Below are 26,378 nucleotides of genomic sequence, written 5' to 3'. Positions count from 1 at the left end.
AATGCGAGCCATTAATCCCACGCATGACATAGCCGCTGATAGGAGCGGCGGCAAACCGAGTATCGGCAACATCGCCGGCAGTCTCTCTGCCATAGAAGAGAAATCCCTTGATTGCATCAGCAAATGCGGTACAGCCCGATTCAAGATTTGATCGCCAATGCGGAGCAGATTCCTGGAGCATTGGTTATACCACTGTCAGAAGGATTGTTGCTTTTGGAGCAAGCGGGAGAGTTGATTTGGCAGGAAATTTGCGAAGTAGCTGCAGGCAAGTTGACCAAAGCTGAAATCTTGGGCCACCAAGATTCCAGCTTTAAACGCACCGTCGTCCTGAGACTATAGAATGGCAGGCATCACATAACTGTACACCGCGATGAAGTGGCAGACACTGCCAGCAAGCACGAACAGATGCCAGATGGCGTGATGGTAGCGTAATTTTCGCCAGAGGAAAAAAGGTACACCCAAGATATAACTAAGCATCCCAAGCCCTAGCCATGTAAACGCCATTTGGGGAAGGCGAACATACAACGGGACGAAGAAAATCATCATGAAGCCTCCCATACCTAAGTAAAAAAGCAGCCCCCACGGCATAAATCGCTGAATAATGAGATGCACATACCGCACACCGCCGAAGGCTAGCGCCCAAATAACAATTAACAATTCCGTTGCCATGCGACTGTGCCATGTAATTAGCAGGAAAGGCGTGTAAGATCCTGCCATCGCGATGAAAATCGCCGCATGATCCATTCGTTCAAAGCGTCTCCCCCATTTGGGAGAACGCACCCCATGCAGAAGCGTCGAGGACATATATAATAGGCAAAACGAAGTGCCAAAAATGATGTTACTCAATGTATATAAGCCATCTCCAAAAAGCGCCGAGCGCTGCAATAGCAAAATAAGCCCATATACGCTCAAACATGCGCCAATACCATGGCTTACCGCATTCACTCGTTCTTCATTCCGTGCAATCCGATCCTCCATGGGCAGGCACTCCCTTTCTGTGTATGGCCTAGTTTTTCCCATTGGGGGATTGGGTATGTACGAAACGATGACAGAATAAATCGCTTTACCTTTGAGTGAGTTAGTCGGGATTTCAGACTATGTGCTGGCATTTCGGCTTCGTGGCTCGCGAGTTAGTCGGATATTCCGACTATCTGCGGGCATTTCGGCTCCGTAGCTCGCGAGTTAGTCGGATATTCCGACTATCTGCAGGCATTTCGGCTCCGTGGCTCGCAAGTTAGTCGGATTTCCGACTATCTGCGGGCATTTCGGCTCTGTGGAACACCAGTTAGTCGGATTTTCCGACTATATGTGGGAATTTCCGCTCTGCGGCTCGCGAGTTAGTCGGATATTCCGACTATCTGCGGGCATTTCTGCTCCGTAGCTCGCGAGTTAGTCGGATCTTCCGACTATCTGCGGTATTTCGGTTCTGCGGCTTGCGAGTTAGTCGGGTTTTCCGGTTATCTGCGGGCATTTCAGCTCTGCGGCTCGCGAGTTAGTCGGGTTTTCCGACTATATGTGGGAATTTCCGCTCTGCGGCTCGCGAGTTAGTCGGGTTTTCCGGCTATTTGTGGACATTTTGATTTTACAGCTTGCAAATTAATGGCTTACACAATTTAACTACGATGCAAAAGCGCTACTGCTTTTTCAGAAATCATAAATTTATGACACCTTGTTGCACTGCCTCCGACCGCATTAACCAAACCTTTGAATTCCAATTCTCGCACTACTTGTCTGCACGCCTCTTTCCGAAGTTGAAGCCACTCGCACACATCTTTCAATTGAAAAGGTTTTCTGTTATATACCGCAAACCTCAAAACCTCCCTCTCATATACGGGCAATTGATTCATCCCCGTTCCTTCCACATTCCCTACGCGGCCAATCAACTCAAAAAGGTTTCTTTGACAGAAACTGGCTTTCTTCTCTAATTCATCTCTGCTATAGGGAAAGTACGTGTACCCAAGTATCGCAACTGAACGAGCACGCACCCTCTCGAACGAGAAACGATCTCTCGTAATTTTCTCCGCATGGGTGACGAAACTGTCCTCTTCGAACACGGTGCGCAGCCTCGGAAGACATACAACAGCATAAATTTTCATCCCTGACACACTCAACATTTCATATTCAAGTATCAAGTCGTCTAACGACCCCAAAACAGGCAGCAACACCGCCTCCAATAGTTTCTTCGTTCCTGTCAGATCCCTCTGCAGCATTTCCAGTCGCTGACCACTTGCATTCCGAACTTGCGCTTTCCAGAAGCTTTCATATTCCTGCTCAAACATGCCAATCTCCCCCTTAAAAAAATAAAAACGCCGCCAACTCCAACAAGGAGCTAACGACGTGTGCTTCACGTATTCATATTTAACATAAATTAACAATAACAAATTCCTAGTCACTTGGCAAAATAAACTTCATTTGTTTTTAAGTTGAAAAAACAGAATATAACTTGCGCATCAGTACCTGTATGCTTAAAGTTACTGGGAAACCAGTCTATCTCACGTGCTACAGTAGCTATATGCAGAAAGTTACTCGGAAAACCAGTCTATCTCGCGTGCATCAGTAGCAATATTCAGAAAGTTACTCAGAAAACCAGTCTATCTCACGTGCTACATTAGCTGTATGCAGAAAGTTACTCGGAAAACCAGTCTATCTCGCGTGCATCAGTAGCTGTATGCAGAAAGTTACTCGGAAAACCAGTCTATCTCGCGTGCATCAGTAGCAATATGCAGAAAGTTACTCGGAAAACCAGTCTATCTCGCGTGCATCAGTAGCTATATGCATGAAGTTACTCGGAAAACCAGTCTATCTCGCGTGCATCAGTAGCTAAATGCATGAAGTTACTCAGAAAACCAGTCTATCTCGCGTGCATCAGTAGCTATATGCATGAAGTTACTCGGAAAACCAGTCTTTCTCGCGTGCATCAGTCGCTATTTGCAGAAAGTTACTCGGAAAACCAGTCTATCTCGCGCGCTACAGCAGCAATATTCAGAAAGTTAGTCGGAAAACCAGAGTATCTCTTACGCATCAGTAGCAATATGGAGAAAGTTACGCGGAAAACCAGTCTATCTCTTGCACATCAGTACCTATATGCTTGAAGCTAGCCAGAAAACCCGGCCACCTCCCAATCATCTTCACCAATCGTCACTCCAACTAGTCTATTCTTCATAAATGCCGGGATCCTTCTTTGATTTCACTTTTCCTTTGCAGGAGCGCCGCCAGCTCTTTCCGATGTGTCAGCATCAGGAGCAGCGAGTTCCCAATCCAGACCCACAGCTCCACCGCGGCTGCGTCCCTCACGTACAGGTAAATACCTAAAAGCAGCATACCTAGCACAACTTGTTGGCCATCGACCTCCGATGAGATCGGCTTCCATTTGTTTACGATTTTCATGATGCCCAGCATGATAGCCAAAATAACTGCCAGTGCAAGTGACACCCTGAACTGGGTCAGTCCACTCCAGACGCCGAAGGTGACGGCGATGGCTTTGCCCCCTTTTCCACGCAAAAAGGGAGAAAACGCATGCCCCAAAATCGGCGCCAGCGCAATCGGGATCAGAGCATAACCGGACATGCCCCCAGCGTCCACAGCCAAGCGGAGAATGAGATATCCTTTGATGAAATCGAGTAAAACTCCCACAATCCCGAGCCGATACCCCGCTGCTTTCCATAAATTGAGGGCACCTGGATTGCCGTCACCGACGTTTTTGAGATTGTGCCGCGCCAACCGGCCAAGCCAGTAGCTGAACATTAACGCACCCGAGATAAACGCACAAACGGTCCATAAGATGATCATCGCTCTCGCCTGCTTCCTACCTTGACGTGCCGTCCCTTCCAGGCCACATGCCCTAGAAATACGACCTGATACATCGAGTACAGCATGACCATAATGAAGAACAACGTCGACACGACATGCAAAACAGGCATCACAATGCCGAAAATCCCTACGTATTTTACAAAATAAAAGAGCTGTGCCATATAGAGCAGGTACCCAATAAGAAGCGGTAGGCCCCATGAGGTATCTAATAAAAACGGAAAGGCAGAAGAGAGAAGCAAACCAATCACCCAAATCGCCGTCAATGTGAGTGTACCTGCTTTGAGTTTAGAAGTGCCTAGAACAGCACCTTTACCGAAGCCTTGGATCTGGCTTTTCAAGCCCGAGGGATACATCCGGAACGAAACGAGCCCATAGCCGATGAAATTGTTCACCGGAATCCCTGCCTTCGCGTACGTAGCTCCCAAATTCAGATCATCCAACATTTCCGATTTGATGCCTTCATGACCTTTGATCAATTCGTAATCTTCCCTTGTCGTTAAAATACAGGACCCATAAAGGCCCTTCTGTGAATTATTCTTTTCAAAAGGAGAAGTAAACGCGTATACGCCCAGCACGTTGAAGATCAGCGCGAGTTTCTCGAACCATTTCTCTGTGTAATGATAAGGCACAATGGAGAGTACTCCACCTAATTTATTCCGCGCTTTGACCAATAATTCTAATGCTCGAGGAGCAAACCGAATATCTGCATCCAGAAAAGCAATCAGATCCCCAGTGGCATGCGCATAGCCATTCCATACCGCCCAGTTCTTGCCCGTCCACCCTTCAGGCAGGCTGGCATTTGCAATCACCTTAACCCCGTAACTTTCAGCAATCGCCCTCGTATCGTCCACCGAAAAATCATCCACTACTATGATTTCATGGGGCACCAATGTTTGAATTTTGAGTGCATGAAGCAAATGAGGGAGATTGTCCGCTTCATTCCTAGCCGGAATAATAATGGACAGCTTAACATCATTTAGAGCTTGATCCGCGCTGCGTGGTATCACGTTTTTCCTGAAGATTAAGAAACCAGACAGACAGCCGAGGACACATATAACTAGAAACGCCATCCTTACAACTCCTCCTTCTCATCCGAGAGATACAGGCTATATAGATGTATATGAAAGATCATTCGCTGTTCATGCGAACAATTCCTTCGGTATGCTATAATAATCCTTATCACCTTATTGGAGGCAATTGTACTATGAAAATTTACGTCATCCTCTCATTTGATGGGGAAACGCTTGAGAATGTTTATGTCGGTCCGGATGAGGAAAAAGCATTAGCCTTTACGCCCGCTGACTTTGAAAATTGTGATGCTTTATTCGTGGAGATTTGGGAAGATGGGGAAAAAACTGATGATTTCCGCTTAGTGGAAGATGAGGAAGACGAAGCTGAGCTTGACGACCTGGATGACGAGGAAGTCGGCGAAGAACAACACTAGACTAAACATGAGGATGAAGTGGCATAATCCTTCCCTCTATATAGAAAGGTTGATACCAAATGGACTACGCGTTCAACATTCAACCAGCCGCTTTTACTCGTTTCGATGATGAGTCTGAGCTGCTGGATCAGTGTAAAGAATGGGGTTTAGTGTCGGAGAAGGCGACGAAAGCTAAAATTTTTTACTACAAAGGCAACAACCTGAATGTTTCTTGCAGCATTGTAGGACTAGTTGATCCGATGACGGCTGTCATCGAGTTCGAAACGCAGCAGCTGCATTGCATCCACCCTTCCTATTTGAAGGAAATGCAGGCTGCGAATTATACACAGCGAGGCGCCCTGTTAGCCGAAGAAGGTGCTGTGGCTGAGGATGCTGAAGCTGAGCCGGAAGAAAAACCGGCCAAAGTGAAAGCAGCCAAGGTTGAAACCGTGGCTGAAGATAGTGAAGCCGAAGCACCCAAGAAAGCGCCGGCTGCGCCAAAAGTCAAGAAAGAGAAAGCGCCTAAGTTGGAGCTTCCTGAGGAGAAAGTGAAAATGAAGGCGACGATCACCGAGTTTACGACCGTGCCGAATAATTTTTCTGATACGGATGATGAAGTTATCATTTATGAGGCGGTTTCCATTCTGGATCCCGCACTGGACGTCGGTACCGCGTGGTCCAGCCATAGCGCTACGCTCAAAAAGCTTGAACTCGCCATCGGTGACACGGTCACGTTCGAGTGCAAAATCGTTGCTAAGAAGCTCAGCAAACACCCTGTGCCGTACAAGATCAACAATCCGGGGAAAATGCAAAAAGTAACGGAGTAAGGTGTAGATATTCGCGGTTTAGATATTCATGGTCTTGATGTTCAAAGTTTAGATGTTCATTGTTTAGAGAAATTTCAAACTTCAGCCCTCTGGGGGCTGGAGTTTTTTTAGTTAGGGCGGCAGTTAGCTGATTGGGCTGGCGTTTTTTGCTTAGGATCTCCGTTAGCCTGTTGGGCTAGAGTAGGCGGCACTTACACAGCGCACCTCCTCCTAATCAACCCTCGCGCCATGAGAAAGCGAAAACAACACGGATTGTTCGCGATCGATTCGCATCCCTGTGATGGTGAATGTTTTGAAATCTACGCTAGCCAGATTGGCCCCTCTAACATCAGCACCCTGCAGCTTCGCTTTGGACAATATAGCCATCGTCAAATCACAATCTCTTAAATCAGCTTTCTCTAAATTGGCTCCTGACAAGTCCGCTTCATGAAATTTGACGCCACGTAAGTCCTGTTTGACTAAGCGGGCATGTCTCAAATTCGTATAGGACCAATCGCCTTGATAAATGGTCATTCCATCCATATTAGCATTTGTAAAATCCGAACCTGTCATTTTGCAAGTATCAAATTTTGAAACAAACAGATTCGCTCCATTAAAATTGCAATTCTCAAAAGCAGATTCTTTATGAACGGAGCCATTGAAAGACGCACCGCGAAAATCACATTCTATAAAACGGCAGTTGATCGACGTGATCTCATCTAAGGATCCATTTGCAAAAGAGCAACGATTAAATGTACAACTTTTGAGCTCGCCGTACCTCAAATCTTGCGTGCCAAAATTAACGCCTTCATAATGTTGATTGTTATGTTCGAACATGAGATGCCTCCTAAGTAAGAAGAGAATTCGGTAAAACCATATTTCGATATCGACATACTTTTATAATATAGCATACCGAAGTCAAGGGGCCGCTTCATCGTAACGAAAAGTCAAGCCATATATTTTTTCATCGAAAGTCTCTCATCTTGTTGCCAAAGGCACTCTGAAACTTAGCAGTTTCATGCTACAATGGACACAAAAAGGTGATGATCTCATGACCGGTAACCTTAGTGCACTGCCTCCTGCTGAAACGATTGATATGCTCACCGATTACCATTTTCCACCCTATATTACGTTAGCCCATATGTTCCACGCACCGCAAGGCTGGGCGATTCGCAATCGGGAGATGACACAGTTTATTCTGCAGTATGTGGTTGACGGCTTCGCCCACTATCCCATTGGAGACAACCCATATGAAACGCGACGCGGTGATCTCTTATTCCATCGACCGAACGAGAAGCACTCGATTATTACAGAGAACCATAGTCCCTATGTATGCATCTCGCTCGTCTTCCATTTTGGAACGTCTGGGTTTCCCTATGAGGAGCTCTTCAAGCATAAACATCATCTTGGCAACTTCGCCGATCATCCCGTAGAAACGATGCTGTCGCAGCTTGTTGCCCATTATCGCCAACCTGGACTCGTGCATCAGATGCATTGCCAAAGCCTGCTCATGCGCATCTTAGCAGAGGTTGCACAGCGTATCGACTATGGTGCCTCCCATAGTAAATCAGACGCGCTCACCATGCCGAAGCTCGTCCTTATTAAGAATTTTCTCACCGAGCACTACAGCCGTGAAATTCAGATCAAGGAGCTGGAGGGCGTATCCGGTCTCAGCAAAAATTACATTTTGACCTTATTCCGCCAGCATGTCGGGATGTCACCCATGCAGTATTTGACATGGATTCGCATTAACAAAGCCAAAGAGCTTGCCATCCAGAGCAATTTGTCTTTCAGTGAGATCGCGGATCGGGTCGGCTATTCCGACGTCCATACCTTTGGACGCATGTTCAAGAAGAAAACTGGGCAAAGTTTAACCCAGTTTTGTGCGAATTTGATCTATGTTTAGCATCTATGTTTAGCCGCGCCAATAGGCCTCATGCTTATACCTGTACGTCTTTGGCTTCTGGCACTCACCTAGTGCGAAAGCTCCCTTCGGCTGATACACATAGGGCGCCTCTCCTGCCGTATACCCGGCACCTCTACGCTTCTCTATACAATCCACAAGCAGATGCTGCTTCAAGGCCAAATATTCGAGCGTATGCGGACCGAACGCTGCTTCGATCTCTCCTGGACGAAACTCGTAATACACCGTCCTGCGCAGTGCGTTACCGTCCCCTTCTGGCGATCCATGCAACAGCTGAATGTTGTGAAAAATCACATCGCCAGGCTTCATCGGTACCGGTACTGCGTCACTAAACTCAAAGCCTGGGCGAGCACAGCGTTCTTCCGCCACCTCAGTGGACCAGTGATGACTCCCTGGAATCACCCATAAACATGATTTCAGATCAGCATCATCCAAATAAAAATCAACATTGAAGATCGGCCGCGGATCCGAACATCCTTCAGGAACAAGTGCATCGCGATGCCAAGGCACACTAGCGGCTTGATTAGGAATTTTTACAACGAGGGAATCCCAGGTAGGAATGAAATTCTCTCCTTGCACCTTCGCGACGGAGCGCAAAATAAACGGATGCGCGAGCAGCGCCTTATTCGCTTCCTGCTTGTCGATGATATACTCCGTACGCCAGTATTTACGTTCCCCATTGCTCCTTATGCGGTATAGATAGTCCTCATCCTCGCACCCCGCTATCCCCTTTTCAACAACTCGCATTGTTTGTTCTTGAAGAAGACGGAGCTCTTCGTGGGCCACTACATTACGGATAACAAGAAAACCATTATCCAGGAAAAATTGCGCTTGCTCATCTGTTATTTCATGCTGCAGTGAGGCATTAGCTTCAGGTATGTGAATCTCTTTTTGGCTCATACTACAACCTCCTCAGACATCTTTCATACCTTTACTTTACGCCATGCAACGCAGGAAATCTTTAGTCGAAACAGGCATTATGGTTGCCAAAAGCACTCTGACCACTTTGATACTCCTTCGGTGTCATACCGACTGTTTTTTTAAACAGTTTCGTAAAATAAACCGGGTCCTCATAGCCCACTAGCGAGCCTACTTCATACATTTTCACATCCGGATAATCTTCTAGAATGTGCTTCGCCTTCTTCATACGTTGATCCGTAACGTAGTCTGTGATTGTTTTGTTCGTCTCTTTCTTAAATAATTTACATAAATAGCTAGGGTTTAATCCGACTTTGTTGGAAAGCTCATTCAAATCAAATGACTGGTTAAGATCCGACTCTAGCATACGAATAACATCCGTGATAATCTGCTTTTTATGGATCTTGGGCTCAGGTGGAAGGTCAACTTGATCTACTTTATCAGCAGTTGCAGCAATCGCAACAGGTCCCTCAGAAGCTGTGCTAGGCACCGGCATTCGCTCCCCAACACGCTTCAGAACAGCATGCAATTCTTTCTTGTTCACAGGCTTCGATAAATACTCTTCCACGCCAAACCGTATCGCCTGACGGGCATACTCAAATTCGTTAAACCCGCTCAGCAGAATAATATGTACATCCGGATAATCCGCTCTTGCTTTCTCAATTAGCTTCATCCCATCCATCATGGGCATCTTGATATCTGTCAGAAGCACTTTACAATCCGCCGTTTCCCAACTGCTCATTTTATCCATCGCTTGAATCCCGTTTGCGCATAAACCGATAATTTCGATCGGGACATCCATCGCCTCTACCATAGCTTGAAGGCCCAGTCGTATCCGCTGCTCGTCATCTACAATAACCATTTTCATCGTCAATTTAGGCACTCTCCTTCCATGCTTCCAGAATGGGTAGAACAATCGTAACCGTTGTGCCAACCTCCGGCTCACTACTTACTTGTAAACCAAACGGAGCCCCATATTGCAAAACAATGCGTTCATTTACATTCGCAATGCCAATGTTCGATCGATTTTCTTGCTGAATGCCCATCAGCGCATTTCGAATAATTCTCAGCTGGGACTCTTCCATCCCACAGCCATTGTCACGAACGGAGAAATAAAGCGCCGACTTTTCCTCATATGAACTGATCGTAATCAAGCAGTTTTCTTCCTTCATTTCAAATCCATGTAAAATCGCATTTTCTACAATGGGTTGAAACAATAGTTTAATAACGGGATAGGTTAGATGCACTTCGCTGATATCCAGCTCTAACTGAATATCTTTGGAGAATCGAAAGCTTTGGAGTGCCAAATATTTCTCCAAGTGATCCAATTCCTTATGTATCGTTACCTGATCCGTCCCTCGCAAAATGCCATAACGCAGCAGCTCACCGAGATTATACGTCATTTCTGAAATCTCGTAATCTCGTTTCACCTCGGCTGTCATGCGAATTACTTCCAGTGTATTGTAGATAAAATGCGGATTTATTTGATGCTGCAACGACCGCAGCTCGGCCTCACGTTTACGGTTCTGCGTCTGATACACTTCCTCCACCAGTTCATTAATGCGTCTAATCATATTATTAAAATGCTTCGCTAAAATGCCAAACTCGTCCGAATATTTCACTGGAATCTGGACGTCCAAATTCTCTTTATTGACTTGTTTCATGGTCCTCATCAGCGTCCTGAGCGGCCGAGTCAACGCGATGGCAATAATCGCCGATGTGATTAACGCCACCGTGATCGAGAGCAGGACGAGAATCATCGTGAAATCCCTTGTCACCCTAGTCTCTTCGGTTAATTGATCCACGGGGATCAACACGATTTGCTTCCACCCTGTCACTTCCGAGGTCGTATACGAGGTCAGATAGGTCTTGCCTTCCAGTGTCACCTTAAAACTCCCGTGTGCGCCAACAGCTTTCTGAACAAGCTCATTATTCGCTACATTCGTCGAAATCCATCTCTGTTCGCTATCATAAATCACTGTATTCTGATCGTCGATCACCATCGTTCGCCCTTTAGTTACCTCATCCAGTTCGCTCACCGCATCCGCGATGACTTGAATTCTGGAATCGAAAATAATCATGCCGATGCCTTCCAAGGAGTTCGTGTTCTTCAGCTCACGCGCGATGGAGAAGTAATATTTATCGGTATGACCAACGGTTATTTTCTGAGTCGAGATCACGATCGAAGATCCTTGCGCATTGCGCACTTGTTGACGCAAATCCACGGCCTGCTGCCGGATGTCTGCTCTGATCGTATCATTTTTCGTACTGTCATACATGTTGCCAAAGTTGTCGAAAATATACACAGACTCCGTATCATTCTTAAGGCTGTTCAAGCCCTTCACGAAATTCTGCAGACGGTTCGTTTCTTCTAATGTTTTGGTAGGATTCGCAAGCGATTCTTGGATATCCTGCATATAAATCTGGCTGCCTGTCACCCGTTTAATATCCGAAACATATTGATCTACGCGCTCTAATATTTTCTGAGAAATCTGGTTGACGTACACGGCCGTATTCTTCTCAATGGATTTGGAATAACTCGCATACGAGATCATGGAGATAGCAACGATGGGCACTGTGATCAAAATAACAAACACCGTAATCAGTTTCTGAGTCAGCGATAGCCTGACAATCCAATGCCATATCCCACTTCGCATTAGAAGTTCCTCCTAGCTCTTTGACAGACTGTTAATCGGGCTATATCCTAGCCTGCACTCGTATGTAAGCCCTTTCTTTTTAAACGTGAGAAAACCCAGGGCTCCATAATCAGAGCCTTGGGTTACTATTTCGACTTGCGGATGGCGGTGTCCTGCTGCGTCATTATTTCACAGAACCGTTCGTTATTCCTGAGAAAATGTATCGCTGAAGGAACAGATACAAGACAACCGTCGGAAGTAGAATGATAAGAATTGCCGCACAAATCAATTGCCATTCTGCACTATTCGTGCCTGTAAATTTCATTAACGTGGTCGATACGACACCTAACTTCTGCGAGGGCATATACAGATAAGGTGTATACATATCATTGTATATCGAAATCGTTTTTAGAATAATCACGGTCGAAATCGCCGGTGTTAGCAAGGGTACGATAATCCGATAGAAGATTCCGTACAGGGATAACCCTTCAATCATCGCATTCTCATCGAGTTCATACGGGATATTCCGAATAAACTGAAGCAAAATATAAATTTGGACCACATCCGCACCAATGTACAGAAGCACCGGAGCGAAATGGGTGTTGAATAAGCCTAACCATTTGATAATCGAGAAAATCGCCACTTGTGTTGTGATCGCTGGAATAATCGCCGCCCCTGTGTACAGGCCCAGAATGAGAAACCGACCTGGAAACTTGAACCGCCCTAGTACATACGCGACCATAGTGCCCATGACAATGTTCCCAATCAAGGATAAACCGATGACAATGATCGTGTTCAGAAAGGCCTGACCGAGATTCCCACGTTCGAAGACGATTCGGAAATTTTCGAAATTAAGAAAGGAGTTCGGCAGTGAAAATGCACTGGACATGCCATATTCCTTGCTTCCCTTGAAAGCATTGACACACAAGATGTATAAGGGAAAAAAGATAATAAGGCTTGCTAACGTAAGCATGGCATATTTCATCGCCGACGTGAAGGCTCTTGGCTTCATGGGGTCACTCCTCCTTTCCTCCGACAATTCTACGCTGTGCGGTTACGACAACGATGACGACGATCATGAGCATCACACTCATCGCTGACGCGAGTCCAAAGTTATTATATTGAAACGCGGTCTCCACTGTTTGCTGAACATACGTTTTACTGGCAGCCAACGGGCCGCCTTTGGTGAGGACGAAGGGGAGGTCGAACACTTCCAATGCCCCTATAACAGTCAGAAACAGATTAAGCTCGATAATTTTCCTCATACCAGGCAATGTAATATAGCGCAGCACTTGAAGCCTTCGTGCACCATCCATTTTAGCTGCTTCAAAAAGGTCTTCCGGCAGTGATTGCAAAGCACCCAAGTAAACAACCATGTTGAAACCCATGAACTTCCAAGCTGAGATGGAAGCCAATGATACGTTAACGAGACCAGGCTTGCCTAGCCAAGATATCGGGTCAATACCCAAGAGATGCAGAAAATAATTTAAGGAGCCTGTGTTGGTGTCAAAAACATAGCCGAACATGAACGCTACAGCGACCCCATTCATAATGTAGGGCAAGAATAAGATGGTGCGAAACGCATTCCGGCCTTTCAATTTACTGTTCAACAGTACAGCGAAGAAGAAAGCAATCACATTTTGCACAATTCCGCCTACAAAGTAAGCCACATTATGGAGGAAGATATAGAAAACCTCGTGATTCCCCATAATATCTTTATAGTTACGGAAACCAATCCAAGTTTTGACTGGTGTCAATCCATCCCAAGAGGTAAAGCTTAGATAAATGAGCCTCATCGCCGGATAATAAGTAAACGTCAGAAGCAGCACAAGCGGCACGATCAAGAAGGATACGATCAAAGATATTTTTTGTTGTTGGTAGCTCATCTCCATACCTCATTGCTCTTTAATTTGAGAAAGAGGACTGAATGATTCATACATCTCACTCAGCCCCCTCATACGTTACAGGCTTATTTGCCGAGCGCCTTTTTCGCTTCTTCCCACTTCTTGTTGTATTTATCAAATACTTTGGCAACGTCAGTTACGGCTACCTCTTGTGCGATGTCATTCAAATCGATTTGCGCTTTGTTTTGAATTGCCATAGCATCGCTGTTATCCGCTGCGATTTCCACAAAATTCAGATCCTTCGTAGCAAGGAAATCAGACAATTGAGTAATGGAGGACTTCTTATCCTTCAGAGATGGAATGAAGCCCGCGAAATCATCATAGCCGGAATCTTCGATTAACCATTTAACAAAGGCTTTGGCTGTTTTAAGGTTTTTGCTGTTTTTACTAACGGCATAGAAATAATCAGGTGTCAGTAACGTTGTCAGCTTGCCAGAGTTATCGAAAGGCATTGGGAAGAAGCCGACATTGGCGCTATCCGTGCCATTTTCAATCACTTGCGGAATCACCCAGTTCGGCAATAGATACATCGCCATTTTGCCTGATGCTACATCTTTCTTAGACTGCTCCCAGTTAGAGGAGTTGATGTCTTTCTCCACGTAACCTTTGCTGATCATCGTCTTGAGAATACCTAGGGACTTAGCAAATGCGCCATTCGGGTCAAAAGCGTTATCCTGCTTGATGCGATCGTTCCAGAAGTTCGGATTGCCGGACATCGCAACAGCGACGTGCTGCCAAGTGTACAGTGGCCATTTATCCTTGTAGTTTGTTGCAAGAGGCACAATCCCCTTCGCTTTCAGCTTGTCGGATGCCGCATAGAATTCATCAAGCGTCTTCGGTAAGGATGTAATGCCAGCGTCCGCGAATGCTTTCTTGTTATACACAATTCCTGTTGTGGAACCGCCTGTCACGAGTCCATATGTGTTACCGTTCGCAGCTTTGTAGTCTTTAAAGCGAATTTTATCATTCAAGCCGAGATCATCCAGTGGGGCAAAATAATCAGGCAGCTGCGCATTCGGAATGTTCGGAATTAGAATGACGTCCGGCATATCCGCTGTTGCCATGCGCAATTTGATAGCGGCTTCATAATCCTTCACCGCTTCAAACTCAACGTCTGCATTCGGGAATTTTTTCTTGAAGGCTTCACGATACTCTTTCAGCTTCGTATCAATTAAGTCCGTCCGATTCGTGGCAAATACAATTTTGCCTTTAATATCATCATTCGCATTGGCTGTTTTCGGTGCTTCGGTCGCTGCCGCAGCCGTTGGCGCTGCCGTGGCTTTGGTATCTGGCGATGAGCTGGTCGTCGTTGTCGTTGTATCCGATCCGCATGCTGCAAGTAAAGTCGCTAATAAACAAATCGATGTTGTGGCTACTAATGTCTTCTTCATCTTATTTCCCCCAATGAACTAGTTTGTGTAGCGCTTACAATTTCATTATAAAACGCCCATACTTCGAGTAAAATGGCACGCATTTGTTTTTCCTTGTACTGTATTTCCACTTTTCTGTGGAAAAGTGATTCGGAAACGGGGGCCGAAGCCCCCCATTGACCTACTTAACACTGCCTAACTTGTGCAGCAGATTATAGAAGACAGCAGCTGCCTCTGCTCGCGTAGCATTGGCTTGCGGTCGGAAAGAACCGTCCGGATTCCCACTTAGCAAGCCAACGGCCGTTGCCAGGCGGATTGATGCCTCCGCCCAAGCGGATACGTTGGACGCATCCGTATATGCGAGTGTCGCAGCCGGTTTCACCGTTTGGGTTAACTGCGTTAACCCTAGTGCTCGGCCGAGCATGACGGCCATCTGCTCTCTGGTGATGGTCGCATTCGGCTGGAAGCTGTGGTCGGCAAAGCCATCCACAATGCCCAATTCATGCGCAGCTCGAATCGCAGGTGCATACCAATCTTGCGCAGCTACATCGGTAAATATCGCTGAGGCGCTGCCGCTTGGCACGATTCCCATCGCTTTCACCAGCATCGTTGTAAACTCCGCTCGGGTGACGGCGCGATTCGGTGCGAAAGTGGTATCCGTGATCCCATTGAGCAGAAACTTGGACGCAAGGGTGTCAATCGCAGATTTCGCCCAATGCGCGGCTGGCACATCTGTGAATGACGACTGATGCGTTAAGACCGCATAGACACTATTGCCGTTTCTGCTGATAACGGCTTCTTGTTTACCTTCCTGCTGTTGGAATGTGGCAGGTACGAACGTCAATGTACCTGTGGATTCATCGAATACCACAACGGTGGCTGTCGACAGATCAGTAGGATCGACAATACGGATACTTCGATTGATGAACAAGGATCCGAAGTTGTCTATCTCCGTTTGCTGTCCGCCATGTTCAACGAGCAAGCGGAAGGAAATCGGCTGACCGATGAGCGTTGCTCCATGGGCTTTGGCAGCAGCTGCTACCAACTCAGCTTGCTCCGTTGTCACAGGTGAGATCGCAATATGCAGCTCAGCATCCTGTGCATCTGCCCCTATAGCTTTCACAACGGCAGGATTAGCCACGATGTTAAGCGGAAGGGAATACGAGCCAATCTCGTTCGTAAGCGTAATGACCGTATGCGCGAAGGAATCAGGATTGGCTTTAAGTGCATCTGCCAATACCCCACTCGGTATAACGATCTCTTCGATGTCTGCGGAGCTGTACGTCAGCACAATCGGTGTTCCTTGCTCTTTCTTCGTCAGGAGCAGCAACGCCTGATTCAAATCATCATCTTGAACAATTGCTTGCTTGACCTTTTTCCCTGAAACATTTGTGATCGTTTGGAGTTTCCAAGAACCTGCCGTAAGTTCAATTTGATTCGTATGTTCAACTACGCTTGGCGCTGGAATAACTAGATCAGGCGTTTGTCCTGTACCTGGATCTGTACCTGGATCTGTGCCTGGATCAGTACCTGGATCTGTTTCGGGGTCAGGCTCTTCCCCTGCCTTATATACCTTAATCGTATCGAAATACAATGTGCTCTTACCGATCGCACCATTCTCCTGATTGATATAAATCGAAAATTCTTTGACGGCATCTAGATCCATCACAGCATTCCCATTCGTACTCCACGGCGCCCTGACAAAATCACTGAATTTCATTTTGACTATGCCTGCTTTATCATCCGTTAAAGCAAGGTAGGATTCCCACGCTGATCCGTCTGACTCTAGAAACTGGATCGTCAGCTTCCGGTTGGAGGCGTCCTTTTTCAACCAAAACCGGATACCTTCATAGTCACGCCAATCCATCGCACCGAGCTGTTTGTTCACACCGGCAAAATTGCGTGTATCCGTTAGTTCATACACATACTTACCACCATAAGGCCCGGCTTCTTTGAAAGCTGCATCGGGCGTCAACGTGACCGTACCGCCATATGGATTCGTTGAATATGCGCCTCCTAATACGAGTTCCCCACTGCCATAGTAGTCAAAATCCTCTAGCGTAGGCACTTGATCAATCCTGATGGAATCGATATAAATGGTATTCGCTCCGGCTTGCCCCGCTCCCTTATTCACAAAAATAGCGTAGGATGCAATCTCTGCTCGATTGAGCTTGCCATCGCCTCGTGACCATGTTTGATTCCGGGCGAATCCACCGAAAGGAATTTGTACAACACGCGCATCTGTACTCGATATGATCGTCTGCGCTTCCCAAATGTCGCCATCACGCTCTGTCAACTGGAACGTAAGACCATGCCCGACAGCAGCTGACTTCATCCAGAAAGACATCGCGTTGCCGCCTTTGCTCCAATCCATCTTGCCGAGCGTTCGAATCACGCCCGCATAGCCTTTTGCATCCGTTAGCTGGTAGCTGAGTTTCAATGCATGACTGCCGGCTTGCTTCGTTTCATTTTCCAACGCAGCCGTAATTGTATCTCCCCATGAATCAGCCACATAATCGGCTTGCACCACAGAGGAAGACGAATAATAGTCAAAATTGTCGATATCTTGGATCGATGCCGCTTGAATATCATCGACATAAAGCGTTCCAGCACCGTTGCCGATCGATCCCCGATCTACATAAATGGAAAATTCCTTCATAGCATTGAGGTCCAGTATGCCATCCGTCGTTACATTTTGCCATCCCGCCAAATGGAAGGCGCCGAATGGTATTTTCACAACAGCACCATCTGTATGGTCTACAAACAATTTGGCTTCCCAATACTCACCGGTAGCATCCTTCACCTGGATCGTAACCCCTCGCCCTGCTTCCTCAGACTGCATCCATAGTTGAAGTCCATTGTAGGCAGACCAATCCGCACCGCCGACAGATTTCGTTACACCGGCATACCCTTTGGCTGCAGTCATTTCAAAGTTGAGCTTAAGCCCATAATCTCCCGCCTGTTTATGTTCGGCATCCAAGCTAACGGTAATCGGGTCACCATCCGAATTACGGTTATATTGCGTTCCTAATTTCGTATTGTCCCCGCCGTAGCTCTCGAAAGTATCCACGACAGGCGATTTATACAAGCTGAAATTATCGAAGTATAGCGTTCGATTCACACCTTTGGCACCATCGATATTAATACTGAATGTGGTGATGGATGAGAGATCAACCTGATTATTGCCTACACCTAGATGAGAGTTCTTCCACCAATCTGCCACATAAAATTGATTAAATGGCAATTGAATAAGCTGTGGTTCACTTCCCGAGACACGGATGTCCTTCTTCCAGACTTCCCCATTGGTTGCACTGCCCTCATTGAATTGAATCGTAATCCCTGTGTCTACCTCTGCAGGCAGAACCCAGAACGAAATTCCACTGCTTCCCGACCAATCCGTATTGGTTGTTGGCTTCTCCATCCCACCCCAACCTTCACTCAGTGAGGAAGTTAACTTCAAGCCATAATTCCCTTCGGATTTGTGTTCTGCATCCAAGGATAGCGCAAGTGTTGACCCAGAGGAGTTCACTGTGTACGCACGATTCAACGTGTCATTTGATCCTGTATATGTCTCAAAATTCTCGATGACATCACTTTTTTTAATGATAGGCGGCTCTAGTGTCTCAGAACCAACACCAATCTGGATGCGCCCAACTTGCGGGTTCCAGGACTGATCAGCATGTTCAGCAGGCACAATTGGGAAAATAATTTTCACATATTTGGTTCCCGCAGGCAATGTATAGGCCGTATAAACCATCCGACTCCAATATCCCTCACCTGGCGTCTCATTGACAACGACATTATTCACATCGTTATAGTGCTCACCATCGGATGAAGTCTGGAAAGTAAAATTCGGTAATCGATAGGCACTTGGTTCTTGTCTAGCATACGTCGTCATGACAAAGTAATTCATATCCCCTGCCGTTTGATAGACAAAGGATTCGGCTGTATTGGCGGTTCGCACTAATCGTTTCTCATCATGGTCGAAGTAGTCACCGCCAGATTCGAACCCCAGATTGGTCGTATGATCCGCCATTTTCAACGTATTATTCATCTCGTCTGTCAGAACGCCATTCGTAATTGCGATGTTGGAAATCGGATCTTGATAGATCAAAGCTTCACCACTCGTGTGATTATATGTGATTTCGACATCTCCTAGTTGAGACTCTCCATCTCCCTCAGGGAAAGTAACTTTATAGTATTTCGCATCCACCGGCAAGCTGTCCGTGTGATACACAAACTTCCTCCACTCGCCGCCTCCAGCATCCGTTTTCTCAACTTGAAGTTCTGTGTACGTTATGCCATCTGCTGAAGTCCAGAACTTAAACTCATTCGTTGGATTCGCTGTAAGCCGGAATGTAGAAACCTTCAAGGATAACCCGCGAAGTTCGATTGAATGGCTTGGCGTAGCTGGAAGAGCATATGCCACGAATTGGTCAACTGCATTTGGCTGCAACATGAGTCGATAATGATCTCCTCCGAATAAGGCTGGATCCAGATCATCCGTTGTAAATTTCAAATCCGTTGAGAATTGATACATGTGACTGTAGTCAATTAGTTCATCTTGTATCGCATGTATTGCTATAACAGGACCTACAACAGGCGAATACGTGGATTCTCCAACGGTATTTCTTGCCTTCGTCCGGTAATAATACGTCGCTCCTGTAACCGAGGTCATGTCGTCAAATAGATCCGTCTTGGCTGCATCGTAAACCTGTGCACCGACAATATCCCAAGGACCATTCGCATAGACGGAGCGTTCCACCGTGTACGCCGTTGCCCCTGTTGACCCTTGCCAGCCGATACGTGACACCGTATTAATCGGCAGCATGACAGGTGCATCAGGAACCGGCAGCGCAGGTTTCGCAATGCCACGGATTGCATATGCTTGATCTCGAAGTAAACTTAACACGGAAGACTCCTGGAAACTTTGTTCACCAGCCGGAAAGCCCGGCCATTTGTAAGCTTCATAGAAGGTGCCGCCATAGGTCCCTTCCGTATGTCGGAAGAAGCCTCCATCCTCACTGTGATACCGGAGACTCCAAATCAGGGCTCCACTGGTACCGTTTTCAACTACATTGTTTAAGAATGGTGTTAGCTCTGTTTGAGGTATAAAGCCGAATTCGCCTACGTAGAAGGGCTTTTTCCCTTTCGCCATCTCGCGATCGAGACTTACTTGCGAAGCAAAGCTAGCATAATGATTCGGGTAATAATGATTGCTAACGATATCGATAGGTGAACTTGCCTCCAACGAACTGGCATCGATCCCGTATTTGCCATCGATAAGCAGATGGTTATTATCTTGGCTTTTGATATAAGTGCCTATTTCCGTCGTCCATGCCGAGGTTGGAGGCGTTAATTCATTCCCTGTTTCCCAAGCAAGAATGGCCGGATCATCTTTGTATTTCACATTTGTAATGGTATTAGTGCGATTCAACACATAGTTAATCGTTGCCTTGAAGTCGTTCTTGATGGTCGTATCCGTCCAGAATGCATCTTTGTTCTTCCCGCGAAAAGCTGCATATTCGCCAATGCCGCCCCACCACTCGTATTGATCCACGAAGGGAATAATCAAACGAATTCCGTATTCATTCGCAAGTGCGAGCGCGCGATCCAGCGCAACGAACGCTTGCTCATTGAACTGCCCAGGTGCTTCTACGTGCCGAATCCTACCTGGATAATCCGTCGCTTTTTTGACAGAGATGACATACGTTCTCGTTGCTGTAGCTCCCATTTGCTGCAAAGCCTTGAATGCATCACGCTGCTCCCATTCCGTCGGAACCTGCCAATAACCGTCCTCCACCATCGTCAGTGTGGGCACATTGGCCCCAATAAATCGAAATTCGCTGGTGCCATCCATCAATTTATCACCGGACCGGGTAATAAAATGTCCCAGCACTGTCGCCGGAATTGAATCCGCTTTCATGATTGGTGTGCCTATAAAACCGCTTATGACCATAGACACCACTAGCATGGCAACTACTAGCTTCGCACACATGCTTTTCAAATGCATACATTCGCCCCCTTGTATCCTACATCTTGGTTCATTTCAATTATAGGAGGGATGGATTAGGGATAAAATGTACTGGCTTGGCATTTTCTTGGACTCCATTGCCATCCTGCATCGAACAGCAAAAAAGTTTAGTTCGGCACGTGCAACACATGCGTTTGTTCCCGATACATACGGGGTGTGGTGCCGACAACCTTTTTAAATAAACGATTAAAATAGGCCGCATCGGGATACCCCACCGCTTGACCCACCTCGTAGGTTTTCATCGCTAATTGTGTAAGCAGCAGTTCCTTGGCCTTCGAGATGCGAAGTTCCATAATGTATTCGGTTATCGTTATGCCTGTTTCTTTGCGAAAAAGAAAACTCACATAATTCGCTGTCAAATACACTTGATTCGCTAACTCCGATAATTCAATCTCACGATGATAAGCCTGATCGATGATTTTCTTCACGGTACCCACGACCTTACGCTCATAGGCACCAGATTCCATGTTCATCTCTGCTACTATCGCATCAATCCTGCCAAAAATATCCTCTATCGCGTCCAACATAGCAGCATGTTCCCCTATTTGCAGGTCCAGATCACTTGATTCTCCTTGCGAATGGAACGTGCGGTTCGTGGCATCCGACATGCGACTGCGCAGTTGATAAAGTAAATAACCCAAAACGCGGCACAAATCTTCCCACCGAATCTCGATTCGTTTTGCTCGCCGATAGAGATGCCCTTTTAATTTCTTACGTTCATCCGGATTCATCCAGTTGGATGTGTTGTGTAACAGGCCATCGATCAGTGATACCATGACTGTTATTTCGGAACGTGGATAGCTCGGCTCCTCATAGTGGATCACCGTCTGCTTTCCATTCGTATGCCAATACTGGCAATAAGCCGACATCGCTTCTGAGAAGCCTCTAGGCCAGTCTTCCATGCGTGTAATCACCGTTGACAAGCCTAGGCGACACCCGTTTTCCAATCCCAATACTAACGCTATTCGCTCATAGCTTGCTGTGGCTGGTTCTTCATCTGCGTCCCAAATACCTGCTACAATTAGCATCTGAAGGTTAGACGTGAGGCTGCATACGAGGATTTCTGGAGCGGCATGAAGCGCAGATGCACGCTGCTTAACATATGCTGTCGGTGCGTGGCTAAAGCTGCCTACCACACATACACAAGGCATTTCTCGCTGCTGGTACGTTACGAAAGAATCCCACAGCAGTGTCAGTTGATCTGCCTTTAGTTCGCCAACTAAGTAACTTCGCAGCAGCAGATCCGTCTTCTTGCTCTTACGCAATCTCTCTTGCGCCTTGTGCTCGATACATTTTAACAGCACTTGGTGGAGCTCTTTCTTATTCACGGGCTTAACCAAATAATCACTGACACCGCTTCGAAGCGCATTGCGCACATAATCAAACTGATTGTATCCGCTCAAGATGACAATATGGGTTTCGGGATCATGCTGACGGACATACTCAGCCAGCTCGAAGCCATCCATTCTCGGCATTGAAATATCCGTGATGATGACATCTACGGCTTGTTTGGTTAGAAACTGTACAGCCTCCAAGCCATTACCGAACGATCCTATCACTTGGACATCAAGGTCCATACGTTCAATCATACTTACAATACCAATACGAATTGCTTTCTCATCTTCAACGACAATGATGCGGATCATGAACATCCCACCCTTGAGGGCATTCCAGAATTTGACTCTGGTCCCATTCATTCTATCATATAGGCAAAAGCCATCACACGGAATTTCCGCATGACGGCTTCAGTTGGTATCGCAAACACTACAACTTAATAAGCTTGAATATCATCCACATAAATAGTACTGCTGCCCGTTCCACCAGATCCTTGATTGATGTAGAGGTTAAATTCAGAAATACTGCCTAAATCTTTCGTGCCATTGCCGCCAGAATACCACGACGGATGTGCAAATGCCGAAAACGGCAGCTGAATCGTTCCGCTAGTTGAACTTGAGAGCGTATACGTCGCTTCCCACGGTTCACCGTTTGGCTCTTTAAATTGTACAGTTAGCGTACGGTTAGAACTATCTGGCTTCAACCAGAATTGAATCCCTGTTTTACCCGTCCAGTTCTGACTAATCGTATGTACGACGCCAGCAAAGTTAGGTGTTCCAATCGTGTAGACTAACTTCAAGCCATAGGAGCCTTGCGATTTATTCGTTGTGTCTAACGTTGGCGTGATCGTGTTTCCGTCCGTGTTACGAACGTAAGCTGCTAGAACGCTTGGGTTAGAGCCACCGTAGCCCTCGAAATTGTCAATAAGGACTGTCGTTGGCGGTGGTGGCGTTGAGCCGTTACCAAGCTTGATGGAATCTACATAAATTGTGCTGCTGCCGTCTGCACCTGAGCCTTTATTGACATACAAATTAGTCTCCGCAATGGAACCCAAATCAATCACGCCATTACCGCCACTATACCAGCCGGGGTGCTGAAAGCTTGTGAATGGGATGGATAACGTCGTCGCTGTCGTTCCAGCTAACGTATAGTACGTCTCCCACAGCTCGCCATTCGTTTCCTTGAATTGAATCGTTAATGTCCGGTTGGAGCCATCGGGCTTCACCCATAGATTCAGACTCGTGTTGCCGGTCCAATTCGCGTTGCCAAGCGTGTGAACAGCTCCGGCATAGTCCGTCGTTGCATTGACGGTATACACGATTTTCGCGCCATAGGCACCAGCATCTTTGGTTGTTGCCTCTCTTGTCATGGTGAACGTATTTCCGCTGGAATTACGCACATAGGCAGATTGCAACGCCGCATCTGATGCATAGCTGTCGAAATCATCCACCGTTGTTGTCGGGGCGGCTAAAGCCACCGTTGTAAACGAGAGACCCACATTGGAGGCGTTCGTCGAGCCCGTGCTGTTAACCGCTGTTACTTTCCAGTAGTAGGTTTTGTTGTTTGTCAAAACACTAGATGACGTGTAACTGGTGCTGGTAAGCCCGCTTACGTTGATTACAGGACTCGTAAACGCTGCATTATCGGCCACGATGAGTGAATAAGAGGCTGCATTGGCCGCTGTGCCCCACGTAAACGTCGGTGTTACATTCACACTTGTTGCTCCGCTAGCTGGAGTCGACTGACTGAAGCTTCCAGGCGCTTGCAGCTGCGTGCCTGCAATCGCAAACACATTGGAATACGCGCCTGCTATGCCGGATAAATTGTGTCCTTTGACTCTGTACCAAGTCGCAGCACCTGCAGTTGAGCCCGCATCGGTCCACGGAGTTTGATTATCCGTTGCGCATTGATTACATGCCACCGTCCAAGGTCCACTGCTGCCTGCGGTTGAGCGTTCAACCGTGTACTTATCGGATGGCACGGAACCGCGCCAGCTTAGTACATATTTGCCACCAGAAGTCGTGGAACCCGTAATCAACGGTGCACCTGGAATACCATGAGCAGGAGGAGTAGTGATGCCTCTCATTTTATAGGCATGATTCCGCATTTGCTGCGCTTGCGTCCGCATGAATGTCGTGTCGCCAGGGTAATGTACGGTATAGCCATCAGGATGCTGCTCATAGCCGTAATTATCGTTATGGCCAAAGAGCGCCCAATACATATCACCTGCGATGACATCATCGTTCTCAATCGCGGTATGGAACGCTGCAAGTGTACCGTACTGCTCGCTAGCCCAATCATACTCGCCGACAAACATCACTTTGCCTGCCGTTCTTACTTTATTTGCTTGCGTTTGTAGAACAGGAACAGATAAACCTTTATTTCCCCAAGTGTAGAAATGATCCGAATACATATCAATACTCGGGATGGTCAAGTGCGCATCCGCAACACCATAGTTTCCATCTGCTACCAAGTGATGGCTATCTTGCTGTTTCAAGTAATCGGCAATTTGCTGTGTCCAGTTTTTCAATTGCGTCGGATTGTCATACCAACCCAGCTCATTCCCTGTTTCCCACGCCAGAATCGTCGGATCATTCTTGTAAGCCACGCCTGTGTATGTGTTCACCCGATTCAACATAACATTCAAGTGCGCTTTAAACGCAGTAATAATATTGGCATCGCTGAAAAATTCATATCCCGTATAGCTCACACCATCATCAGGATATCCATACCATTTGGTCCATGTTTTCTTCCCGCCATGATAGTAATTGTACATGTCGACAACTGGTAAAATTAAACGAATCCCTTGATCACCTGCCGCTTTGATCGCATAATCCACCTTCTGCCAGGCTTCCTCATTGTAATTGCCCAGCGTTGGCATGATACATTTCGTACAGCCAAATGAGTTTAAAGCATGAGAGCGAACAACCGTTGCGCCCATTTCTTTGGCCGTAGCGAGCGCATCATCCACACGAAAATTCGTTGGGAAATCGATCGTGCCGTTCGTTGGCACGTTCTCATCCAAGCCCAACCAGTAAATGTTCGCCGAGCTGAATCTGAACGGCTGGCCATCGAGCTGAAGTTGACTACCCGATCGCGTGACATAGCCTGTCACCGCAGCTTTAGCTGCAGGCGGCGTATAAATGATTCCCCAAAGCATCATGAGCGGTAAAATCCAAGCCATGAGCGTCGCCTTGCTCTTGAAGCTTATAAGGCCTGTGTCCATTATTATCACCCCAGTCATCTTATTGGCAGACGCTTATGCTGTAAGCGCCTACAAAATAAGTATACGCCCTTCATGCTCAGATTGAATTGGACTGTGTATCAAAAACTTGACCTTAAACTGGATTCTATGACTCAAATATGGCCACCGCGCGCGGTGTGGCTGTTCATCTACAAAAAAATCCCGACGAGGTCGGGATTTTCTACATACACCTAATGCTTCAACCTTCTTCTCGCCTCGAGTTCCTGCTTCAGCGCTTGTTCCACTAGTTCGGCCATTCTATCGAACTTCTCCGCCACCGAGTAGGTTAACATAGCCCCGCAGTGCGTACAACGCTGCAATTGGAGATCGGTTTGTTTGGAACAAGATTGGCAAGTTATCATGAGAAGTCGTCCCCTTTATGTAGATCAGATGCCTTTATTATACACCTTCCGAGGGCATCCCACACTACCTGCCTACGCCTTCATCTACTTCCAGAACCAAAAGATCAACAGCAACATCGTAAACCGAACGACTTCATAAGATGTGTCTACACCTACGACTAGCCAGCTTTTGAATTGCCACACCTTTTTCCCAAGCGTGAATGGAAGCGTATATCCTGCTGTTAGCAGCATCGTGAACCAGAAGGCATTTAACAAACTGTCACCATTATAATCAAAAGCCTGTCCACCCGCTTTCCATAGCTCTAAGCAAACTGCGAAAGCAATGGAAGTAACGAAGGATACGAGAATATAAAGAACGAAGGATTGAATTTTAGCCGCTTTCGTCGCCTTCTCCTTGAGCTGGTCCAGGTTGCCATACATTTGCTTCTGATACGGCTTAGCCCAGATGACCGCCATCCATAGGAAGCCTAGCACTAATGATAAAATTCCTGTCACGAACACTGCCCAGTAATTAATTGAACTTATTATCATTCTGTTTCTCCTCATTTCAGTTATATTAATTTACGAAACCATTTGGTTTCGTTTTTCATTATATACAACCATTTGGTTTCA

21 protein-coding genes are annotated in these 26,378 nt (G+C 46.6%); 5 read left to right on the top strand and 16 right to left on the bottom strand.

All coding sequences use genetic code 11. The features are described from left to right. Window position 1: 1 nt before the first annotated feature. Both A8709_RS35650 and A8709_RS11670 read left to right on the top strand, forming a co-directional pair. Window positions 2–151 carry a hypothetical protein gene (locus A8709_RS35650; protein WP_425262316.1) on the top strand — a complete coding sequence of 50 codons (150 nt, stop codon included), beginning with the start codon at window positions 2–4 and terminating at the stop codon, window positions 149–151. After that, window positions 112–339, top strand: a complete 228-nt coding sequence (locus A8709_RS11670; RefSeq protein ID WP_065852512.1) for a hypothetical protein — start codon at window positions 112–114, stop codon at window positions 337–339. The genes A8709_RS35650 and A8709_RS11670 overlap by 40 nt, the downstream gene beginning before the upstream one ends. Here A8709_RS11670 and trhA read toward each other — a convergent pair. From trhA to A8709_RS11650, 4 genes are all read right to left on the bottom strand, one after another. Then, window positions 334–978, bottom strand: coding sequence for a PAQR family membrane homeostasis protein TrhA (gene trhA, locus A8709_RS11665; protein WP_065852511.1), 645 nt, complete (start codon window positions 976–978; stop codon window positions 334–336). The genes A8709_RS11670 and trhA overlap by 6 nt on opposite strands. A gap of 635 nt (window positions 979–1,613) precedes the next feature. Further along, window positions 1,614–2,279: a hypothetical protein gene (locus A8709_RS11660; RefSeq protein ID WP_065852510.1), complete on the bottom strand. Its 666-nt coding sequence runs from the start codon at window positions 2,277–2,279 to the stop codon at window positions 1,614–1,616. Window positions 2,280–3,159: 880 nt separating this feature from the next. Next, entirely contained in the window at window positions 3,160–3,789 is a 630-nt protein-coding gene (locus A8709_RS11655; RefSeq protein WP_065852509.1) for a glycerol-3-phosphate acyltransferase, read from the bottom strand. Next, complete coding sequence (locus A8709_RS11650) at window positions 3,786–4,880, bottom strand: glycosyltransferase family 2 protein (RefSeq protein WP_065852508.1); 1,095 nt, start codon at window positions 4,878–4,880, stop codon at window positions 3,786–3,788. The genes A8709_RS11655 and A8709_RS11650 overlap by 4 nt, the downstream gene beginning before the upstream one ends. A 134-nt stretch (window positions 4,881–5,014) precedes the next feature. Here A8709_RS11650 and A8709_RS11645 point away from each other — a divergent pair, with 134 nt between their 5' ends. Further along, on the top strand, window positions 5,015–5,254 hold the full coding sequence (locus A8709_RS11645; RefSeq protein WP_065852507.1) for a hypothetical protein: 240 nt from the start codon (window positions 5,015–5,017) through the stop codon (window positions 5,252–5,254). 59 nt (window positions 5,255–5,313) lie between these two features. Further along, window positions 5,314–6,060 carry a hypothetical protein gene (locus tag A8709_RS11640; protein WP_065852506.1) on the top strand — a complete coding sequence of 249 codons (747 nt, stop codon included), beginning with the start codon at window positions 5,314–5,316 and terminating at the stop codon, window positions 6,058–6,060. A 210-nt stretch (window positions 6,061–6,270) separates the two neighbouring features. On the opposite strand, the gene A8709_RS11635 is transcribed toward A8709_RS11640, so the two are convergent. Continuing rightward, on the bottom strand, window positions 6,271–6,876 hold the full coding sequence (locus A8709_RS11635) for a pentapeptide repeat-containing protein (RefSeq protein ID WP_065852505.1): 606 nt from the start codon (window positions 6,874–6,876) through the stop codon (window positions 6,271–6,273). 181 nt (window positions 6,877–7,057) lie between these two features. Between A8709_RS11635 and A8709_RS11630 the strand changes: the two genes are divergently transcribed. Next, window positions 7,058–7,945 (top strand): helix-turn-helix transcriptional regulator, encoded by an 888-nt coding sequence (locus A8709_RS11630; protein WP_244163158.1) that lies wholly within the window; start codon window positions 7,058–7,060, stop codon window positions 7,943–7,945. Window positions 7,946–7,954: 9 nt separating this feature from the next. Here A8709_RS11630 and A8709_RS11625 read toward each other — a convergent pair whose 3' ends face one another. From A8709_RS11625 to A8709_RS11580, 11 genes are all read right to left on the bottom strand, one after another. After that, window positions 7,955–8,863: a phytanoyl-CoA dioxygenase family protein gene (locus A8709_RS11625; RefSeq protein ID WP_065852503.1), complete on the bottom strand. Its 909-nt coding sequence runs from the start codon at window positions 8,861–8,863 to the stop codon at window positions 7,955–7,957. A gap of 61 nt (window positions 8,864–8,924) precedes the next feature. Continuing rightward, a complete protein-coding gene (locus A8709_RS11620) occupies window positions 8,925–9,749 on the bottom strand; it encodes a response regulator transcription factor (RefSeq protein ID WP_065852663.1) in 825 nt (274 codons plus the stop codon). A 7-nt stretch (window positions 9,750–9,756) separates the two neighbouring features. After that, window positions 9,757–11,538 carry a sensor histidine kinase gene (locus tag A8709_RS11615; RefSeq protein ID WP_065852502.1) on the bottom strand — a complete coding sequence of 594 codons (1,782 nt, stop codon included), beginning with the start codon at window positions 11,536–11,538 and terminating at the stop codon, window positions 9,757–9,759. 163 nt (window positions 11,539–11,701) lie between these two features. Continuing rightward, complete coding sequence (locus A8709_RS11610; RefSeq protein ID WP_065852501.1) at window positions 11,702–12,529, bottom strand: carbohydrate ABC transporter permease; 828 nt, start codon at window positions 12,527–12,529, stop codon at window positions 11,702–11,704. 4 nt (window positions 12,530–12,533) lie between these two features. Next, window positions 12,534–13,403, bottom strand: a complete 870-nt coding sequence (locus tag A8709_RS11605) for a carbohydrate ABC transporter permease (protein WP_141692495.1) — start codon at window positions 13,401–13,403, stop codon at window positions 12,534–12,536. Between the two features lie 83 nt (window positions 13,404–13,486). Beyond that, on the bottom strand, window positions 13,487–14,812 hold the full coding sequence (locus A8709_RS11600; protein ID WP_065852499.1) for an ABC transporter substrate-binding protein: 1,326 nt from the start codon (window positions 14,810–14,812) through the stop codon (window positions 13,487–13,489). Window positions 14,813–14,972: 160 nt separating this feature from the next. After that, entirely contained in the window at window positions 14,973–20,804 is a 5,832-nt protein-coding gene (locus A8709_RS11595) for an S-layer homology domain-containing protein (RefSeq protein WP_065852498.1), read from the bottom strand. A 128-nt stretch (window positions 20,805–20,932) separates the two neighbouring features. After that, window positions 20,933–22,471, bottom strand: a complete 1,539-nt coding sequence (locus A8709_RS11590; RefSeq protein WP_065852497.1) for a response regulator — start codon at window positions 22,469–22,471, stop codon at window positions 20,933–20,935. 125 nt (window positions 22,472–22,596) lie between these two features. Beyond that, entirely contained in the window at window positions 22,597–25,386 is a 2,790-nt protein-coding gene (locus A8709_RS11585) for a carbohydrate binding domain-containing protein (protein WP_065852496.1), read from the bottom strand. A gap of 209 nt (window positions 25,387–25,595) precedes the next feature. Continuing rightward, a complete protein-coding gene (locus tag A8709_RS34490) occupies window positions 25,596–25,766 on the bottom strand; it encodes a hypothetical protein (RefSeq protein WP_167357058.1) in 171 nt (56 codons plus the stop codon). 84 nt (window positions 25,767–25,850) lie between these two features. Then, entirely contained in the window at window positions 25,851–26,297 is a 447-nt protein-coding gene (locus A8709_RS11580; protein WP_065852495.1) for a DUF1761 domain-containing protein, read from the bottom strand. Window positions 26,298–26,378: the final 81 nt, after the last annotated feature.

Origin of the sequence: Paenibacillus pectinilyticus, from assembly GCF_001700435.1 — a bacterium.
In the GTDB taxonomy this organism is placed as follows: Bacteria; Bacillota; Bacilli; order Paenibacillales; family NBRC-103111; genus Paenibacillus_E; species Paenibacillus_E pectinilyticus.
This window is presented reverse-complemented; position numbering and strand designations above follow the sequence as displayed.

Bases quoted from the DNA above. Each gene is read 5' to 3' on its own strand.
- A8709_RS11620 (WP_065852663.1), bottom strand. From the start codon at position 9,749: ATGAAAATGGTTATTGTAGATGACGAGCAGCGGATACGACTGGGCCTT.
- A8709_RS11605 (WP_141692495.1), bottom strand. From the start codon at position 13,403: ATGAGCTACCAACAACAAAAAATATCTTTGATCGTATCCTTCTTGATC.
- trhA (WP_065852511.1), bottom strand. From the start codon at position 978: ATGGAGGATCGGATTGCACGGAATGAAGAACGAGTGAATGCGGTAAGC.
- A8709_RS11650 (WP_065852508.1), bottom strand. From the start codon at position 4,880: ATGGCGTTTCTAGTTATATGTGTCCTCGGCTGTCTGTCTGGTTTCTTA.
- A8709_RS11615 (WP_065852502.1), bottom strand. From the start codon at position 11,538: ATGCGAAGTGGGATATGGCATTGGATTGTCAGGCTATCGCTGACTCAG.
- A8709_RS11580 (WP_065852495.1), bottom strand. From the start codon at position 26,297: ATGATAATAAGTTCAATTAATTACTGGGCAGTGTTCGTGACAGGAATT.
- A8709_RS11585 (WP_065852496.1), bottom strand. From the start codon at position 25,386: ATGGACACAGGCCTTATAAGCTTCAAGAGCAAGGCGACGCTCATGGCT.
- A8709_RS11660 (WP_065852510.1), bottom strand. From the start codon at position 2,279: ATGTTTGAGCAGGAATATGAAAGCTTCTGGAAAGCGCAAGTTCGGAAT.
- A8709_RS35650 (WP_425262316.1), top strand. From the start codon at position 2: ATGCGAGCCATTAATCCCACGCATGACATAGCCGCTGATAGGAGCGGC.
- A8709_RS11645 (WP_065852507.1), top strand. From the start codon at position 5,015: ATGAAAATTTACGTCATCCTCTCATTTGATGGGGAAACGCTTGAGAAT.
- A8709_RS11640 (WP_065852506.1), top strand. From the start codon at position 5,314: ATGGACTACGCGTTCAACATTCAACCAGCCGCTTTTACTCGTTTCGAT.
- A8709_RS11625 (WP_065852503.1), bottom strand. From the start codon at position 8,863: ATGAGCCAAAAAGAGATTCACATACCTGAAGCTAATGCCTCACTGCAG.
- A8709_RS11610 (WP_065852501.1), bottom strand. From the start codon at position 12,529: ATGAAGCCAAGAGCCTTCACGTCGGCGATGAAATATGCCATGCTTACG.
- A8709_RS11630 (WP_244163158.1), top strand. From the start codon at position 7,058: ATGCTACAATGGACACAAAAAGGTGATGATCTCATGACCGGTAACCTT.
- A8709_RS11590 (WP_065852497.1), bottom strand. From the start codon at position 22,471: ATGATCCGCATCATTGTCGTTGAAGATGAGAAAGCAATTCGTATTGGT.
- A8709_RS34490 (WP_167357058.1), bottom strand. From the start codon at position 25,766: ATGATAACTTGCCAATCTTGTTCCAAACAAACCGATCTCCAATTGCAG.
- A8709_RS11655 (WP_065852509.1), bottom strand. From the start codon at position 3,789: ATGATCATCTTATGGACCGTTTGTGCGTTTATCTCGGGTGCGTTAATG.
- A8709_RS11595 (WP_065852498.1), bottom strand. From the start codon at position 20,804: ATGCATTTGAAAAGCATGTGTGCGAAGCTAGTAGTTGCCATGCTAGTG.
- A8709_RS11600 (WP_065852499.1), bottom strand. From the start codon at position 14,812: ATGAAGAAGACATTAGTAGCCACAACATCGATTTGTTTATTAGCGACT.
- A8709_RS11635 (WP_065852505.1), bottom strand. From the start codon at position 6,876: ATGTTCGAACATAACAATCAACATTATGAAGGCGTTAATTTTGGCACG.